Source organism: Synechococcus sp. PROS-7-1 (assembly GCF_014279795.1).
Lineage (GTDB): Bacteria > Cyanobacteriota > Cyanobacteriia > PCC-6307 > Cyanobiaceae > Synechococcus_C.
Genome location: NZ_CP047945.1, coordinates 734503 through 749679, shown reverse-complemented (window position 1 = coordinate 749679; position 15177 = coordinate 734503). Strand labels below are relative to the sequence as shown.

Sequence of the window (15177 nt, the reverse complement as noted above, 5' to 3'; positions counted from 1 at the left end):
TCAAGCAACAGTCGGGGGCTCAGTGAGAGGCAGGGAGGGATCCTCACCCTCCACAACGCCCTGAAACACGCGACTGGACAGCACATCGGCAGCCTCAATTGTGACCAAATCATTGCGTTCCACAGGGCTGTGCATTTGCGAAAACAGCCGATTGGCCTGCCTCAGACGAAGGCGATCCACTGCGTTACGCATGGAGCGAGCATTGGCGAAAAAAGGAAGCTGGCGTCGCCTGGATATATAGGCTTTAAAAGCATCAACAGCATCGGCGCTGAATTCGTATTGCTGCTGGTGCAACAACAAGGTGGTAATTTTCAATAATTCGGATTCATTATAGTCCGGAAAATCAATATGATGAGCAACGCGCGAGGACAAGCCTGGATTGGATTGGTAAAACTCGTTCATTTTATCTTTATACCCAGCAAAAATCACAACAAGATCATTGCGCTGTGACTCCATCTCCTGCAAGAGTATTTCAATCGCTTCAGCGCCATAATCACGTTCGTTACCAGGCTTGTAAAGATAATAAGCTTCATCAATAAAAAGAACTCCACCATGGGCTCTCTTGATCATCTCTTTTGTTTTAGGCGCTGTATGGCCAACGTATTGCCCCACTAAATCATCACGCGTAACAGTCACGACATGGCCTTTTCTGAGATAACCCAAACGATGCAGAATCAGTGACATGCGGAGTGCCACGGATGTTTTCCCAGTACCAGGCTGACCAGTAAAGGACATGTGGAGACTGGGTGCAGTACTGACCAGGTCGAGTTGTCGCCGTGCCTGATCAACCAGCAACAAGGCTGCAATCTCACGAATGCGGGTCTTAACTGGACGCAGACCAATCAACTCCTGATCAAGCTGCTGAAGAACGTCTGCAACACCGGAAGAGTGGAAGGAAGAAGCGAGATCAATCAACGAGCTCATCGATGCGTTGGGCGAATGCGTGGTCGTCGGTTGTCAACGCTGCATCCTCAGCGTCACTCAACGGTCGCAGGGTTACGTTGACGTAAGTCTTGCCAAAGCTGAGATCGGGGAAGCGGTCTTGAGCTTCACTCAAGCATCCAAGGCGATCAAGAAAATCGCGAGTTTCCCCATAGGTTGAGAATTCAAAGCGCTTTTCAAGACAAACCGGACGCTTGCGCTCGTTCCACTGATCCATTCCTGCTTCAGACCAACTGAAAGAAAGCTAGAGGAGAGCCCCTCGTTGACATCCCATCAGACGTCCAGCCCAAGCACCAGCGTAGGCGCGATTCGCCTCCTGATGAGCAGGATCCGAGCTCTCCAGGGGGTGAGGCATGGTGCCTGCAATGGCGGCATTCGTAACGCAGAACATTGACTTCTGAAAGCTCACACAGATCTGCACGTGCACATCAGCGTCAGAGCGGCCATGGGACTCATACCAGGAACTCAACTCCTCTGGAAGATTCCGGTACATATCCTGCATGCAAAGACTTGGAGGAATCCCAGCCCCCATGCTGGGCACGGGATCGGCATACAGCGCACCATATTTAAATTGACTCTGATCAGGGGAGATCTGACGGGCCTGAGCGTTGTATGACACCGTGCCCAGGAATGGCATCCCACGGAAGAAGACAGCCTCCACGTAGGGAACCGCCACATCCACAAGAAATGTAAGCCCAGCCTGCGGCGGCAGCAGCCACACGGACTCCTTCCCCAGAGTCACCTCGTAAGTGATTGGGTTTGCAGCTGCAGCAACAAGACCATCACGGATGTGATGCACGACATCGAGAACACAAGCCACTTCACCGATTCGATAGCGACGAGCAAGATCAATAAACACATCACTCATCACCCGCCAAAACAGGCCAAGGGCGTAAATCGTGGTCATCGAGCGGATCGCTTCCGGAGCGAATCCTGGATAAAGAGCATTGACAAGCCGCAGCAATGGATCACGACGGCTTCGCAAACCAATCACCTGCTGACAGGCAGTTTGGAATTCATCCGAATCGAAATACGCATCCATACCGCCGGTACCATGCCAAAACATCGCCTTCTGACAGTATTCAGCGTATTCAAAATTGATACGATCACCAAGAAGATGATTCCAAAGACGTTCAATGGAAAAACCTTCGTGGAAAAACCGGAATGCGGGGAAAGGATTGAGAAGTTGAGTTTTACCTTGATGAATCAGATTTCGACTATAGGCATCGAGAACGAGACCATAGCTTTCAAGAACATTGACAACCTGCAACAGGTGATCAGCGGTATCAGCCAGGAGGGGAGTATCGGACAGCAGACGCCGAATGAGTTCATCCTGATCAGGCAGACCCTGTGCTGGGTTTTGGAGCAGCGGTTGAGGTGTGGTGATCATGCGAAACCTCCTGTTGGAACCAGCGCGGCAAGTTCACTCAGCTGTGTCGTAGCTGCCTGACTGAGTCCGACCAAAAGGTGGGGAGCCAAGCCAAGGATGAGGATCAGCAGAGACATGGACAATGCTGGAATCTGCTGACCCAACGGAACCCTACCGAGAATTGACGGATTGGGAGTGGCGCCTGAGACCGTTGCAAGCCGACCAAAAAAGGCACGATTAACCAGCAAAAGGAAATACACCGCCGTCAGACCAGAACCAATCATCGAAAACAGGGTGGCAAGGGGAAAGGGCTCGAAACTCCCCTTGAAGATCAAGAACTCGGAGATGAAGCCCGCCATCCCTGGAATACCCGCACTGGCCATCACGCCAATAATCATGAGTGTCCCAGTGAGAGGCAATCCTCGCTGAGGATTCAACAATCCTCGGAGAACATTGAGATCGCGTGTTCCCGTTCGTTCATAGACGACCCCAACCGCCAGAAACAGCACTGCAGAGATCAGGCCATGGCTCACCATCTGAAAGAGAGCACCCATAATCGCCAAAGGCGTTGCAGCAGCTGCCGCGAGCAACACATATCCCATATGCCCAACCGAGCTGTAGGCAACCATGCGCTTCATGTCTGATTGCGCGATGGCAGCGAGAGATCCATACAACACCGAAATCGCCGCCCATCCAGCCAGCCATGGCGCGGCAACAGACCAAGCCTCGGGGAAGAGCCCCAGGCAGAAACGCAGCAGACCATAAGTACCCAGCTTGAGGAGAACACCTGCAAGCAACACAGAGACCGGTGTTGAAGCCTCTGTATGGGCGTCAGGCAACCAGGTATGGAATGGAAACAAAGGAATTTTGATGCCGAATCCAACGAGGAGAGCGCCCATCAAAATCAACTGGGTTAGTAAGCTCATCTGCCCAGCAAGAATTGGACGAATCCCAAAATCTGCAGAACCGGTAATCAGAGCAATGCCTAGGAATGCAGCAAGAATAAGGATTCCCGAGACTGCAGTTATAACCAAAAACTTTGTTGACGCATAGGCTCGATTTGCGCCTCCCCAAATCGCGATCAGCAGCCACAAGGGAATCAGCTCCAGCTCGTAAAATATGAAAAATAGAAGTAAGTTCTGAGCCAGAAAAGCACCATTTACCGCCCCACTGATCACCAAGATCAGTGAAAAGTAAAGCCGGGAACGATTATCAACAGAACGCGAGGCGAAAGCAGCAACCAAACAGAGGACGGCATTCATCAGCACAAGCGGAAGGGACAAACCGTCCACACCGAGACTGAAATCAAGGCCGACAACTGGAAGCCAAGGCACACTATCAACAAGCTGCTGTCCAGCATCTAATGACCGGAAAGGGATTAACAATGCAAAGCTGTAAATACACTGAGCAGCAAGAACGACCAGGGCAAGTGATCGATTCCTGCCGGAATCATCCGGAGGCAAAACACTGATCATCAGTGCTCCGAGGAAGGGAATTAAAAGAAGAATCGTAAGCATGGCAACCTCAGTTCAAAACCCAACTCAGTGAGGAAAGAAGGATCACAATCGCAGCAATGACCGTGAGCACATAAGACTGAGTCTGTCCACTAATACTGAGCTTGAGACCTTCCGCAGACTGAAGAGAAAGTCGAGCCAGACCATGAAGCACCCCATCGACGACATTGCGATCAAACCAACCCGCTAATCGCGCAAAACTCGCCACAACATTCACAATCGTAACCCTGTAAAAACGTTCGGTGTAGAAGTCGTTCTCAAACAGATCCTGACACCAACGCAACAGAGGATTGAGAGATCGAGACCAGGCCTTATTCAGCGGAATCAAAGCACCGATCAAGAGACCGATCATTCCACTGATGACGACAAGCGCTGCTGCCCAAAGAGGGAAAGCCAGCAAGCCATCAAGAGATTCAAGCCGAATCAGCAGAAGGGGTGTCAGGAGCACGATCACCGAGAGGGCCACCATCGGCAGTGCCATCAACCAGTTCACCTCAGCAGCTCGCCTGGTCTTCGCGAGGGACTCACCAAGGAACACCTGCCTGAAGACACGGGTGAGATTCAGAGCCGTTAGAACGTTGGTCACCAAGAAAACAGGAACAAAAATCGCCTCACGAGCACCAATCAGTTCAACTGCCTGAGCGAGGCAAAGGAAGCCACCCAAGGGCAACAGGCCGACAAGTCCAGCACCACCAATCAGGAAAGAGCCTGTTGTCGCCGGCATGCGACTGGCCAAGCCACCTAGCTCGGTAATGTCTTGGCAATTGGTTGAAGCAATGACTCCTCCAACGCTCATCGAGAGGAGCGCTTTCGACACCGCGTGAGCATAAAGAAGAAGCAAGGCCAACACAGGAACCTGAAGGGAGATCGCAATGAAGACCAAACCCAAATATGCCGTTGTTGAATAGGAAAGCGTCCTCTTGATATCCACCTGGGCGATCGACACCAATGAACCGCCGATCGCACTGATCGAACCAATCACTTGAAGAACGACCAAGGTGACCGGAGCGTTTTGAAGGAGAGGCATCACTTTCAACAACACGATGGCACCGCAAGTGACCACCACGGAATTGCGGAGAATCGAGGCTGGATTGGGTCCTTCCATCGCTTCATCCAACCAGAGGTGCATGGGAAATTGGGCACACTTTCCTGTGGGACCAGCAATTAATCCAAGCCCGAGAAGTGTTGCAGCAAGGGGGAGGAGTGTTTTCTGAGCAGACCAGCTGTACAGATCTTCAAAGCTCGTGACACCCGACCATGCCGTGACTGCCACAACACTCATCAGCAGCAAGACATCGCCAACCCGCTTGGTCAAAAATGCATCTCGGGCTGCAGTCACAACGAGTGGCTGGGCATACCAAAAGCCGACCAAGAGATAGGTCGACAAGGTCAGCATCTCCAGAAGGAAGTAACTCTGGAACAGTGAGTCACTCAGAACAACACCTGACATAGCCCCTTCAAAAAATCCCAATAGGGCAAAGAACCGAGCAAGCGCCCATTCCTTGTCCATGTACCCAAGGGAGTAAATCTGGGACAAAAGGCTCAACCCAGTGATCAGCTCAAGGGCGGAGACATTTGTGAGCGAGAGGCTGAAACTGATTTCGAGGTTGAGATCGGCCACAGAGAGCCAGGGCACTCGGATCAGCGCTGGTCCGGTGAGCATCACGTCTCTGAGCACCAGGCTGCCGTGCACCACCGCCAGCAGGGTCAGAAGAATGTTGAGATAGGCGGGGGGCTTATGGGCATCCCGACGAAACCAGCCAAAAGCCCAGGGAAGAGACACAATCATCCCGGCCAATCCGTAGATGGGAATGAGCCAGGCGGTCTGAAGTGGCAGCGTCAGTGCTGAAGTCAAAGGAAACGAGACCCGGGTCTTCGTATGGCGTGTTGGCCGGGGAATCTACTCTGAAAAGTCGAGAGTTGGCATCCGCGATCAACTACGTCGTCGCACATTGGTCGCGATAAGGGCCGGTTCCACTTCCTGGTGCGGCCTGGCGATGATGTGAGCCGCAACGAGGCCGTCTCCAACCCTCTCGCAGGCGTCAGCCCCGGCACGCACCGCAGCATTCACAGCGCCAGTCTCTCCGCGCACCATCACGGTCACGTAACCGCCACCGACGTACTCACGACTAATCAGACAAACCTCTGCTGCCTTGGTCATGGCATCAGCAGCCTCGATCGCAGGCACCATGCCCCGGGTCTCAATCATGCCCAGAGCGATCCCCTGAATGGGCTGAGCAGCAGGTGCAGGGGATGTCGGGGCGGGCTTTGCCACGCTCCCTCTCCCTCCGGAACCTGTGGCTGCACTTCGACGGGTCGTGGAGCGACGGGTCGTCCCCGACGTGGATCGACTGGCGCTGGAACGCGTGGAGGTTGAGCTGGCAGCTGTCGAACCAGTCGATGCCGCTGGGGAGGAGCTGGCCGCCGGGGCTGGAGAGCTAGAAGCGGGAACTGGAGAGGTGGAAGCGGGAACTGGAGAGGTGGAAGCGGGAGTCGCCACAGGCTTCACATCAACAGTCTTGTTCGCTGCAGCACTGCTGCGGGTGGTGCGGCGACGAGGGGAAGAAGAAGAGGTGGCCATGGAGTTAACAGTTTGGAAGCGGAACGGAAACGGAGGAGAGAGGGGAAAACTCCCTATCCGTCCGGATTCCAGAAATCGATGATGCCGCCGATCGTGAGATCAGTGAGGACCTTGTTGTCCGGGCAGGCATGTCGGGCAGCGGAGCCACTGGCAGTGAACACCCAGTTGCCCTCACGGGCACCCACAGGATCCACTGCCACCAATTGTTTGCCCTTGGAATTGCGCAAGACGCGCAAGTGCATGTGATCCAATCCGGCCACGCGGAAGGTGCATACCAGGGTTCCCATGACCTGCATGATCTCCATTAGGAGCTCGCGCCTCCCGAAGGATTCGCTGGTGGAGTTGATGTTGGTGCAGCTGCAGACGGTGGTGCCGGCGCAGACGGTGGTGCCGGAGGCTTGGGAGGGTCAGGTTCCCAGTGGTCAATGATTCCCACAATCGTGAGATCACTGGGATAAGACTTGCTCCCTGCCGCTTCGCGAGCGGCCGAACTGCTGACGCAGATCACCCAGTCGCCTGGTTTGGCGCCCACAGCATCCACCGCAACCTTCTTCGTGCTGCCGTCTTGCACAACCTGAAGATGTTTGTGCTCGAAATCAGGAATCCGGTTGGTGGAAACGAGCGGCTTGATGACCTTGACGATCAACATGATCAGTGAGCCTCCTGTTGAACTGGATCAAGGGTTGAACCAACGACAACAGCGGAATGGGGCTGGTCGCGGTCGCGAATGGTGAGCAGCGTATGAAGAAGCCCCTCACTCACCAAAGGGGCATAACGATCGTTGATCGCCAACTGGATGCGATGGCAATCAGCAATCGCGCGGTCACGGGCACCGGGAACTTTTCCTGAGTAGTCGAAACGCACCACAACGGGGATCGGAAGATCGCGGGATACATTCAGGCCCTTGAAGATTTTCACTCCCACATCCAGATCTGGAGCTCCCTGCTCAACCGTGTCGAGATGGGCGAAATACGTGAGATTGCGGAGGTGTACTTCCTTAAATCCAATACCAACACCAATAAATCGTTCGGCATGCCCAGCATCGGGGTAAGGTCCTCGATGCTGGGAAAGGACATAGTCCTGCTGGGAGAAGTTATTCATCAGCAAACGAGAAATAAAGCGCACCATCCCAGAGTCGGGAGGCGATGCAACATGAGTACTCACAGCAGCTTCAACCGCTTCGTGCGCCTGCTGTGGTGTCAGAGACACCGTGCTGTCGTACAGAGCTTTGCCACACAGCCATTGATCAAGACGGATATCTCCCTTCTGATCGGGAACATGAACACGAATGGCATCCGTATCAGTATCAAGACCGATCAAAAGCAGATCAACAGACGCACCGCAACAAAAGCTGTTTTCAACGGCCTCCTTGAAATCAAGCAAGCGACGCAGTCCGGAGGATGCCGCCAGACAATCGTCGCTTCCATGGGCTGCACATCCTTGATGCAGAGGATCAACTGAACTGAAGTGGTAGGCCACCACTTTCAGATAACGGGTAGCGGCGTGAGCTTCATTGGGAATCTGCTCACGAAACCGTCGATGTTCGGTCTTCACCCAGCGATTGACCGTGTTTTCAACATCAAACATCGCGCCAGCATGGGAACGACGGCGAACAGCACTGAAAGGGATACGCAACGCGTAGGCAATGGTGTGAGCCAATCGACCGTCAGCACAAGGCGTGACATCCAGCAAATGGAATCCGCACTCCAGAAGAAAAGCCTCAAAGGCCTCTGAACCTGCACCCCCGTTTGCACCTTGAAGCGGATCCTCCTGGAAGAAGTGATCACTGAACTTTTGATGGGATTGAAAAACGCACCACGCAAACAGTGCTCGCATGTCCAAGGGACGAACCCAGGACTGTTCGAGGATGTGATCCGGCAAGTCGAATCCCAGTTCCGCCCGAGCCAGACGTTGCGCCTGCGCAATGAAATCGGGCTCATGCTGCAAGACCGACACTTGCTTAAGGACAGGAACGATTCGATCAAACCGGCCTTTCACCTCGCTTTCGTAAGCCTGGAGATGAGTGTTTTGTTGTTGATCCGTGAGGGGATGGAGATCAACAGCCCAAGGGAGAGAGGAGCGGCTGAGATTGACAGTCGACTTCGATGGCTGAGAAGACTTCTTAACCCATCCAGGCTGTTGGTTCGACCGACGAGGACGATCTTGCTGGGTACGAACACGTCCGGCGGTAACGGATCCAGAATTCACAACCGCCGCTTTGCCTGCAGTTGTCAACGCTTGGCGGCGTTGAAGCGCCGAAGATCGTGTGGCAGATCGGGTTAATGGAATTGAAGCCCCGGTGGACGTCGACGGTTGACCGTTCTGGGCGGACAGCTGACGCCGGGTAGGAGCCGTGGGCGCCTGAGGTCGCCCGCCACGAAAAGGCATGGAGCGAACCATCAGGCCATCAGCCCCGCGCGCCGCCGGAGACGGTGATCAATGAACCCTTCTCGGTGTTGCCGCTGGAACCGGTCACGCGGCTAACAGGCCATTCGATTGCATCATTTCGCTTGCGCTCGAAGGGAGACATGGCACTCATCGGTCCAGTACGACTTGGATTGCGCCGACGGGCCGAAGCACCCTCTGTACCGGTGACGTGCTCACCACGATCCCAGTCGTCACCGGTGACTTTTCTGGCCGAACCTTCGCCGGTCACACGGGAAACAGGATGTTGATCTTCATCCATGGTGACCGGTGCATCAGCCACAGGGGGTGTGGCCTGAAAATGACGACGCTGGAATTCGCGGTTATCGAAACGGAACTGCTCTGTGCCGGTGACCTTGCCACCGGCCATATCAAAAGGGCCGGTGATGCGGTTGCCCTCTTCATAGGAAGTACCAGTGACAGAACCCTGGGCATCACGCTGCTGCTGAGCGGCACGCGCTGGAGACATCACACTGAACCGTGTCCAGGCCGCACCTTCAGGGGTTTGGCCATGGGTGTCGGTACCAGCTGGCGCATCCTTGCCGCAGGCCTGAGCGAGCTGATCTGCCCCCATATAAGGAGTACCAGTGATCGCTTCGCAAGCACCGCGCTGATCTCCGGTCATCACACCGCCGACGCCGGGTTGGATTCCAGTCATGGCAGCGGAAGGAGTGCCAGGACGCACGGGGGTGCGCTCGCGGATGGCCTGCACAGCAGAAGTACCGCAGTGCTGACCGGCCTGCTCGAGTCCTGCATACGGCGTACCGGTCACGGCCTGACAACTGCCGGGCTCGTCGCCGGTGACACGCTCCGAGCGACCAGTGCGAGTTCCGCTCACCACCTGGTTGCGATTGGTGACGCTGAAGCCGACTTTGGCAGCTTCGGGCTCGGGCTTGGCCCCGCAGAAGGAATTCACCTGTTCCGCACTGATGTATTGATCGCCGGTGACGCGATGACATGAGCCGAACTCATCGCCTGTCACCTGGGAGGACCGGCCCACCATGGTGCCGGTGACACCCGTGCCGGAGAGGGTTCCCGAGAGTCCGACTTTGGGGGCAGGACGACCTTCGGGCAGGGGATCAGAACCAAGGTATTGATCACCAGTGAGACTGCGGCCAGCACCGGCTTCATCTCCGGTGACGCTTGACGAACGGCCAACCATCACGCCACTGACGGGGCGACCCTGCTGAGTCAGGCTGTGACCAACCTTGCGTGGGGAGACCTGGCCACCACCGCAATAGGCAGCGGACTGGTTGGCAGAGATGTATTCAGTACCCGTTACGTTTTTGCAAGTACCGGGCTCATCACCCGTGACCTTGTCGGAGCGACCAACCTCGTTGCCGGTGACCCGGTTGCCATGGCTCGTAGCGGACACGCGCACTTTGGCGGGGGTTGTGGGCTCAGGTGCCTGCTGGCAGAACGTCTGAAACACCTCAGCGCCTAGATATTCAGTGCCGGTGATGGAGCGGCAGGTGCTGGCCTCGTTGCCGGTGGTCTTCACCGAACGATTGGCTTGCGTGCCCGTGACCGTTTGGCCGGAAGTGGTCGTGCTTTCACCCACCTTCCAATGGGCATCTGCTGCTGCAGCCTGCTTGGCGCCGTGGCGATTAGGGCCGGAGGGACGGGTCACACCTGCGCTCTGCTTGTTGCGGGCACCGGCTTTCGCCCGGAGCTCACGCACTTGCTGAGCCAGCTCACGGCTCGTGAGATCTGGGTTCGCCTGTCGCGCCACAGCGGCGGCGCTAGTGGGTTGCTTACCGGCAGTCTTGCCATGCTTCGACATAGCATCGCGACGAGCCAACACAAGGGCACGGCTCGGATTCTCGAGGGCGCGACGCTTGGGCGTCGCACTGCGGCGGTCAGAGCGAGGCTTCAAAGTTGTGGGAGGGGCACTCAGCGGCGCTTGTTCAGCAGCACGCTGACCACCACAGCCACAGGTCTTTGTCTGTTCAACAGCTGGCGCCGAAACCTGGGATTGACGGGCAACGTCGGCGCGGTTCCGATCGCGGCTGGTATCAGCAATCTTGCCGCGGCGGGACAGTGCATCGCGGCGAGCCAGCACCAGATCACGGCTGGGATGACGTTGGGGCTTCACCTGAGAACTGCGGGATGGGGAAGCTGGTGTGAACGACACCGCGGGTTTCACCGGAGCAGCAACGGCTGGAGCAGTGGGCTCAACAGCGGCGGCAGCATCCGTGCGGGTTGGACGTGCGTCGGCGGCGGTGCGCACGCGATTGGCACCATCTCCTGCAGCCACAGAGGACTTCTTACCGGAGGTGGTCAGCGCCTTGCGGCGCTCGAGTGCGAGTTCGCGACTGGAAAGTCTTGCCATGTCCGCCCGAGGGTGTCGTCGTGAAGTGAAGGGGCACCTGCCCCTCCGGAAAAAGCTGGAGCCCTGAACGGGTCAGGGCTCGGAACCAAGGGTCCGAAGGATCAGCGTCCTTCGAAAACCACGAAGCAGGCACCCTGGCTCTGGGTGTAAGCGTCGTAACCGACGATGCGCACGTGGTGGTCGGGGTAGGCGCGATGGCAGGCCTCGAGCTCACTCACAACAACGTTGAGGTCCTTCTCTCCAAAGAAGGGAAGCTTCCAATAGGACCAATACGTGGCCATGGAATTGCTGGGATGGACGTGCTCGACGAGCGGGCTCCAACCCTGGGCAATGATGTACGCGATCTGGTCGTAGATCTCGTCCTGGGTCATCGGCGGAAGAAAGCCGAAGGTCTCCAGGGTGGCGACTGTTTGATAGTCACCCACTGTGCTCTGGAAAGGCATGGGGATCCTGGTAGTTAGAAAAATGTTGGGCCGGTTGCATCAACCGGCCAAAGAGACGATCAGTTCTGAACGTCGAGCTTGTCGACGGTGTCGAACTCGAACTTGATCTCCTTCCAGGTCTCGAGGGCGATGGCCAGCTCAGGGCTGTGCTTGCCGGCTTCCATGAGGATGTCGCGGCTCTCTTTCTCGAGATGACGGCCGGCGTTGCGAGCCTTGACGCAGGCCTCGAGGGCCACGCGGTTGGCCGCAGCACCTGCAGCGGAACCCCAGGGGTGACCGTGGGTACCACCACCGAACTGCAGGACGGAGTCGTCGCCGAAGATGGTGACCAGGGCAGGCATGTGCCACACGTGGATACCGCCGGAAGCGACGGCGAACACGCCAGGCATGGAACCCCAGTCCTGATCAAAGAAGTTGCCGCGGCTGCGGTCTTCAGGCACGAAGGATTCGCGCAGCTGGTCGATGTAGCCGAGGGTGGTCTGACGATCACCTTCCAGCTTTCCGACCACGGTGCCGGTGTGGAGCTGGTCACCACCGGACAGTCGCAGACACTTGGCGAGAACGCGGAAGTGGATGCCGTGCTTGGGGTGACGGTCGATCACCGCGTGCATGGCGCGGTGGATGTGCAGGAGCATGCCGTTCTTGCGGCACCACTTCGACAGACCGGTGTTAGCGGTGAAGCCACCGGTAATGAAGTCGTGCATGATGATCGGCATGCCGAGTTCTTTGGCGAACTCAGCGCGCTCGTACATCTCTTCGGGAGTGTTGGCGGTCACGTTGAGGTAGTGACCCTTGCGCTCGCCGGTCTCCTGCTCAGACAGCTTGATGGCTTCCGCAACGAACTCGAAGCGGTTCTGCCAACGCTGGAAAGGCTGGGAGTTGATGTTCTCGTCGTCCTTGGTGAAGTCCAGACCACCACGCAGGCACTCATAGACAACACGGCCGTAGTTCTTGCCGCTCAGGCCGAGCTTCGGCTTGATGGTGCAACCCAGCAGGGGACGGCCGTACTTGTTCATCCGGTCACGCTCGACCTGGATGCCATTCGGCGGGCCATAGCAGCTCTTGATGAACGCCATCGGGAAGCGGATGTCTTCCAGACGCAGATGGCGCAGGGCCTTGAAGCCGAACACGTTGCCAACCAGGGAGGTCAGAACGTTGGTGATCGAACCCTCTTCGAACAGATCGAGGGGGTAAGCGATGAAGGCATAGAACGACTCCTTGTCACCAGGGACGTCTTCGATGCGGTAGCAACGGCCCTTGTAGAAGTCGAGGTCGGTAAGGAGCTCGGACCACACAGTGGACCAGGTGCCGGTGGAGGATTCAGCAGCCACAGCAGCGGCAACTTCTTCCTTGGGCACACCGTCCTGACCAGTGCACTTGAAGCAGGCCAGCAGGTCGGTATCGAGGGGAACGTAATCAGGAGTCCAGTAAGTGTCTCTGTACTCCTTGACCCCGGCGTCGTACTTCTTGCTCATGAGAAAACTCCGTTAAGTCGGTAAAGGGGGTGATGAACAGTCGAACCTCTCATTTCAGAGGCTCAGCTGATCTCAGTCCTTCTGACCAAGGAAGTTGCCATTGCCGAGTGCAGGCTCCACTTCGCGGTGGGGGCGGGCAATGATGTGAGCGGCAACGAGGCCGTCGCCGACGCGCTCGCAGGCATCAGCGCCAGCGCGCACTGCAGCGTTCACTGCACCGGTCTCGCCGCGCACCAGAACGGTGACATAACCGCCACCGACGAACTCACGACCAATAAGGCGCACTTCGGCAGCCTTGGTCATGGCGTCAGCAGCTTCGATCGCGGGGACGAGGCCGCGGGTCTCGATCATGCCGAGAGCGATGCCCATGGTTTCGTTAGCCATTGCCTACCGGGAAAGGGGGAGGATGTTCGCCGCTGACATTGCTCTGGCGAAGGCCTGGCCGTCAAGCGATCCAGAGAACTCTCGAGATCACTGTCCATACTGAACTTCATAAGCTCAGCTGATGAGCCTGTCCACGACTGATGTGATCAACTGCTTGCCCTGCGGTGAGCACCCGAACACATTGGGTTGCCAACGCCGGCCAAAGCCTTTGTTTACAAAAAGACATGCCCTCGCCGCTGGTTGGCAGCGCCGTTGATCCCACACAATGGAGCCCTTCCGGGGAGGTGCCTTGCGCAGGCTGATCATCGCCAGCGGCAATCCACACAAGGTTGCTGAGATTGAAGCCATGCTCGGTCCGATCGATGTGGACGTCTGTCGCCAGCCTTCAGATCTCGATGTGGAGGAAACAGGCAGCACCTACCTCGAGAACGCTCGACTGAAAGCCGTGGCTGCAGCCCAACGAACAGGGTGCTGGGCCCTTGCTGATGACTCAGGCCTGGAAGTTGACGCTCTTGATGGTGCTCCAGGGCTCTTCACTGCACGATTCGCCGCATCAGACCACGACAAGTTGGAACGCCTTCAAGCTGCCATGGCCGACATTCCCTACCGCAGCGCATGCTTTCGCAGCGCCATGGTGCTCTGCTCGCCTGAGGGGAACTGTGACGAGGAGTCCGAAGGGTTCTGCTGGGGTGAACTGCTTCATGCTCCTGCCTATCCGGGTGGAGGGATTGAATCCCTGTTCTGGGTGCGTGAGGCAGGCTGCAGTTATGGCCAACTCAACGCGTCCCAGCTCTCGAGGCTGGGCAGTCGCGGGAAAGCAGCACGCAGTTTGGCCCCAGGACTGCGACGACGCCTTCAACTGGACTGAATCAGCGCAGGGTTGAACGCCGATTCACCAAATCGATGGCGCGCATGGCGGCGGCGGCGGCCTCTTCAACATCACCTTCTTTTCCGGCAAGGGTGAGACGTCCGAAGGCACCAACCGCTTTCACATCCACCAATGTGATGTTGGAGGCCTTCTCGGCTTCGTTTGCAGCAATCAGCACATAACCAGCCGGTTCTGTCTCGAGGATGAACATGCTCATTCCCGCCTCGATCATCGAACCCCGCCGGTTCTGTCGATTGATCAGCACCGCATGGTCAGGTGTGATCGCGCGGATCACCTCAGTCCAACTCACCTCGGCCGGGCTGCGCTGGTCGATCGAACTGCCGATCGCTTCGAGAACCACATCTCCCGAGTGGAGCACTGTGCTCTGATCACGGTGGTAGAGAGCCATGGAGCCGAATGCCCGCTCCACCACCATCTGGCCGAGCCGCACATTGCTGGCCTTCAAGGCGATATCAGTGACACGGTGCACGGCCATTCCAGGAGACACTTCCATCCAGAGACAGGCATCCCCTGGAATCGGAAGAAACCCCTGACTGACAGACCCCATGTAGGCCGCAAGCTGGGGCTGAAGAGAGTCGATGAACACGTGCGTGCGCAGTTCGATCGACTGCACATGGCTGTTTCGCCGGGTGAAGCGCGACGATTCCGAGTCAGTGGTAACGACACAGCTGGCTCCGCTGGCGGAGGACTGAACCTCCGTACCGGTGACGAGGGCGCTGCCGCCAACGCGCCGCTCCCTGGCATCGAAGCCGGCGAAACGATTCATGGCGCGGATCTTACCGGAAGCCGATGGTGCGCAAGGGCCGTGCGCTTGCGTCACTGAA

15 protein-coding genes are annotated in these 15177 nt (G+C 56.9%); 1 reads left to right on the top strand and 14 read right to left on the bottom strand.

Annotated features, from left to right (window positions below; all coding sequences use genetic code 11):
- The 13 genes from cbbX to SynPROS71_RS03795 form a co-directional block, all read right to left on the bottom strand.
- A complete protein-coding gene (cbbX, locus tag SynPROS71_RS03860; RefSeq protein WP_186596766.1) occupies positions 1 to 924 on the bottom strand; it encodes a CbbX protein in 924 nt (307 codons plus the stop codon).
- Positions 908 to 1159: a 4a-hydroxytetrahydrobiopterin dehydratase gene (locus tag SynPROS71_RS03855; RefSeq protein WP_186596764.1), complete on the bottom strand. Its 252-nt coding sequence runs from the start codon at positions 1157 to 1159 to the stop codon at positions 908 to 910. Before SynPROS71_RS03855 ends, cbbX begins: the two co-directional genes overlap by 17 nt.
- 27 nt (positions 1160 to 1186) lie before the next feature.
- Complete coding sequence (locus SynPROS71_RS03850; protein ID WP_186596762.1) at positions 1187 to 2332, bottom strand: CO2 hydration protein; 1146 nt, start codon at positions 2330 to 2332, stop codon at positions 1187 to 1189.
- Positions 2329 to 3828 (bottom strand): NADH-quinone oxidoreductase subunit M, encoded by a 1500-nt coding sequence (locus tag SynPROS71_RS03845; RefSeq protein ID WP_186596760.1) that lies wholly within the window; start codon positions 3826 to 3828, stop codon positions 2329 to 2331. The genes SynPROS71_RS03850 and SynPROS71_RS03845 overlap by 4 nt, the downstream gene beginning before the upstream one ends.
- A gap of 7 nt (positions 3829 to 3835) precedes the next feature.
- Positions 3836 to 5680, bottom strand: coding sequence for an NAD(P)H-quinone oxidoreductase subunit F (locus SynPROS71_RS03840; protein WP_186596758.1), 1845 nt, complete (start codon positions 5678 to 5680; stop codon positions 3836 to 3838).
- 78 nt (positions 5681 to 5758) lie between these two features.
- On the bottom strand, positions 5759 to 6406 hold the full coding sequence (locus SynPROS71_RS13970; protein ID WP_304623126.1) for a BMC domain-containing protein: 648 nt from the start codon (positions 6404 to 6406) through the stop codon (positions 5759 to 5761).
- Between the two features lie 53 nt (positions 6407 to 6459).
- On the bottom strand, positions 6460 to 6711 hold the full coding sequence (locus tag SynPROS71_RS03825; protein WP_186596754.1) for a carboxysome peptide B: 252 nt from the start codon (positions 6709 to 6711) through the stop codon (positions 6460 to 6462).
- Positions 6711 to 7055: a carboxysome peptide A gene (locus SynPROS71_RS03820; RefSeq protein ID WP_186596752.1), complete on the bottom strand. Its 345-nt coding sequence runs from the start codon at positions 7053 to 7055 to the stop codon at positions 6711 to 6713. Before SynPROS71_RS03820 ends, SynPROS71_RS03825 begins: the two co-directional genes overlap by 1 nt.
- A 2-nt stretch (positions 7056 to 7057) precedes the next feature.
- Positions 7058 to 8806, bottom strand: a complete 1749-nt coding sequence (locus SynPROS71_RS03815; RefSeq protein WP_186596750.1) for a carboxysome shell carbonic anhydrase — start codon at positions 8804 to 8806, stop codon at positions 7058 to 7060.
- A gap of 7 nt (positions 8807 to 8813) precedes the next feature.
- The gene (locus tag SynPROS71_RS03810; RefSeq protein WP_186596748.1) at positions 8814 to 11162 is read right to left on the bottom strand and encodes a CsoS2 family carboxysome shell protein; all 2349 of its coding nucleotides are present in this window, start codon (positions 11160 to 11162) and stop codon (positions 8814 to 8816) included.
- A gap of 101 nt (positions 11163 to 11263) precedes the next feature.
- The gene (locus SynPROS71_RS03805; RefSeq protein ID WP_006043651.1) at positions 11264 to 11605 is read right to left on the bottom strand and encodes a ribulose bisphosphate carboxylase small subunit; all 342 of its coding nucleotides are present in this window, start codon (positions 11603 to 11605) and stop codon (positions 11264 to 11266) included.
- A 59-nt stretch (positions 11606 to 11664) separates the two neighbouring features.
- Positions 11665 to 13080, bottom strand: coding sequence for a form I ribulose bisphosphate carboxylase large subunit (locus SynPROS71_RS03800; protein ID WP_006043650.1), 1416 nt, complete (start codon positions 13078 to 13080; stop codon positions 11665 to 11667).
- Between the two features lie 72 nt (positions 13081 to 13152).
- The gene (locus SynPROS71_RS03795; RefSeq protein ID WP_006169870.1) at positions 13153 to 13464 is read right to left on the bottom strand and encodes a BMC domain-containing protein; all 312 of its coding nucleotides are present in this window, start codon (positions 13462 to 13464) and stop codon (positions 13153 to 13155) included.
- Positions 13465 to 13729: 265 nt separating this feature from the next.
- On the opposite strand from SynPROS71_RS03795, the gene SynPROS71_RS03790 reads away from it, so the two are divergent.
- Positions 13730 to 14332 carry a non-canonical purine NTP pyrophosphatase gene (locus tag SynPROS71_RS03790; RefSeq protein WP_186596746.1) on the top strand — a complete coding sequence of 201 codons (603 nt, stop codon included), beginning with the start codon at positions 13730 to 13732 and terminating at the stop codon, positions 14330 to 14332.
- A gap of 1 nt (position 14333) precedes the next feature.
- Here SynPROS71_RS03790 and SynPROS71_RS03785 read toward each other — a convergent pair whose 3' ends face one another.
- Complete coding sequence (locus SynPROS71_RS03785; protein ID WP_186584371.1) at positions 14334 to 15119, bottom strand: BMC domain-containing protein; 786 nt, start codon at positions 15117 to 15119, stop codon at positions 14334 to 14336.
- Positions 15120 to 15177: the final 58 nt, after the last annotated feature.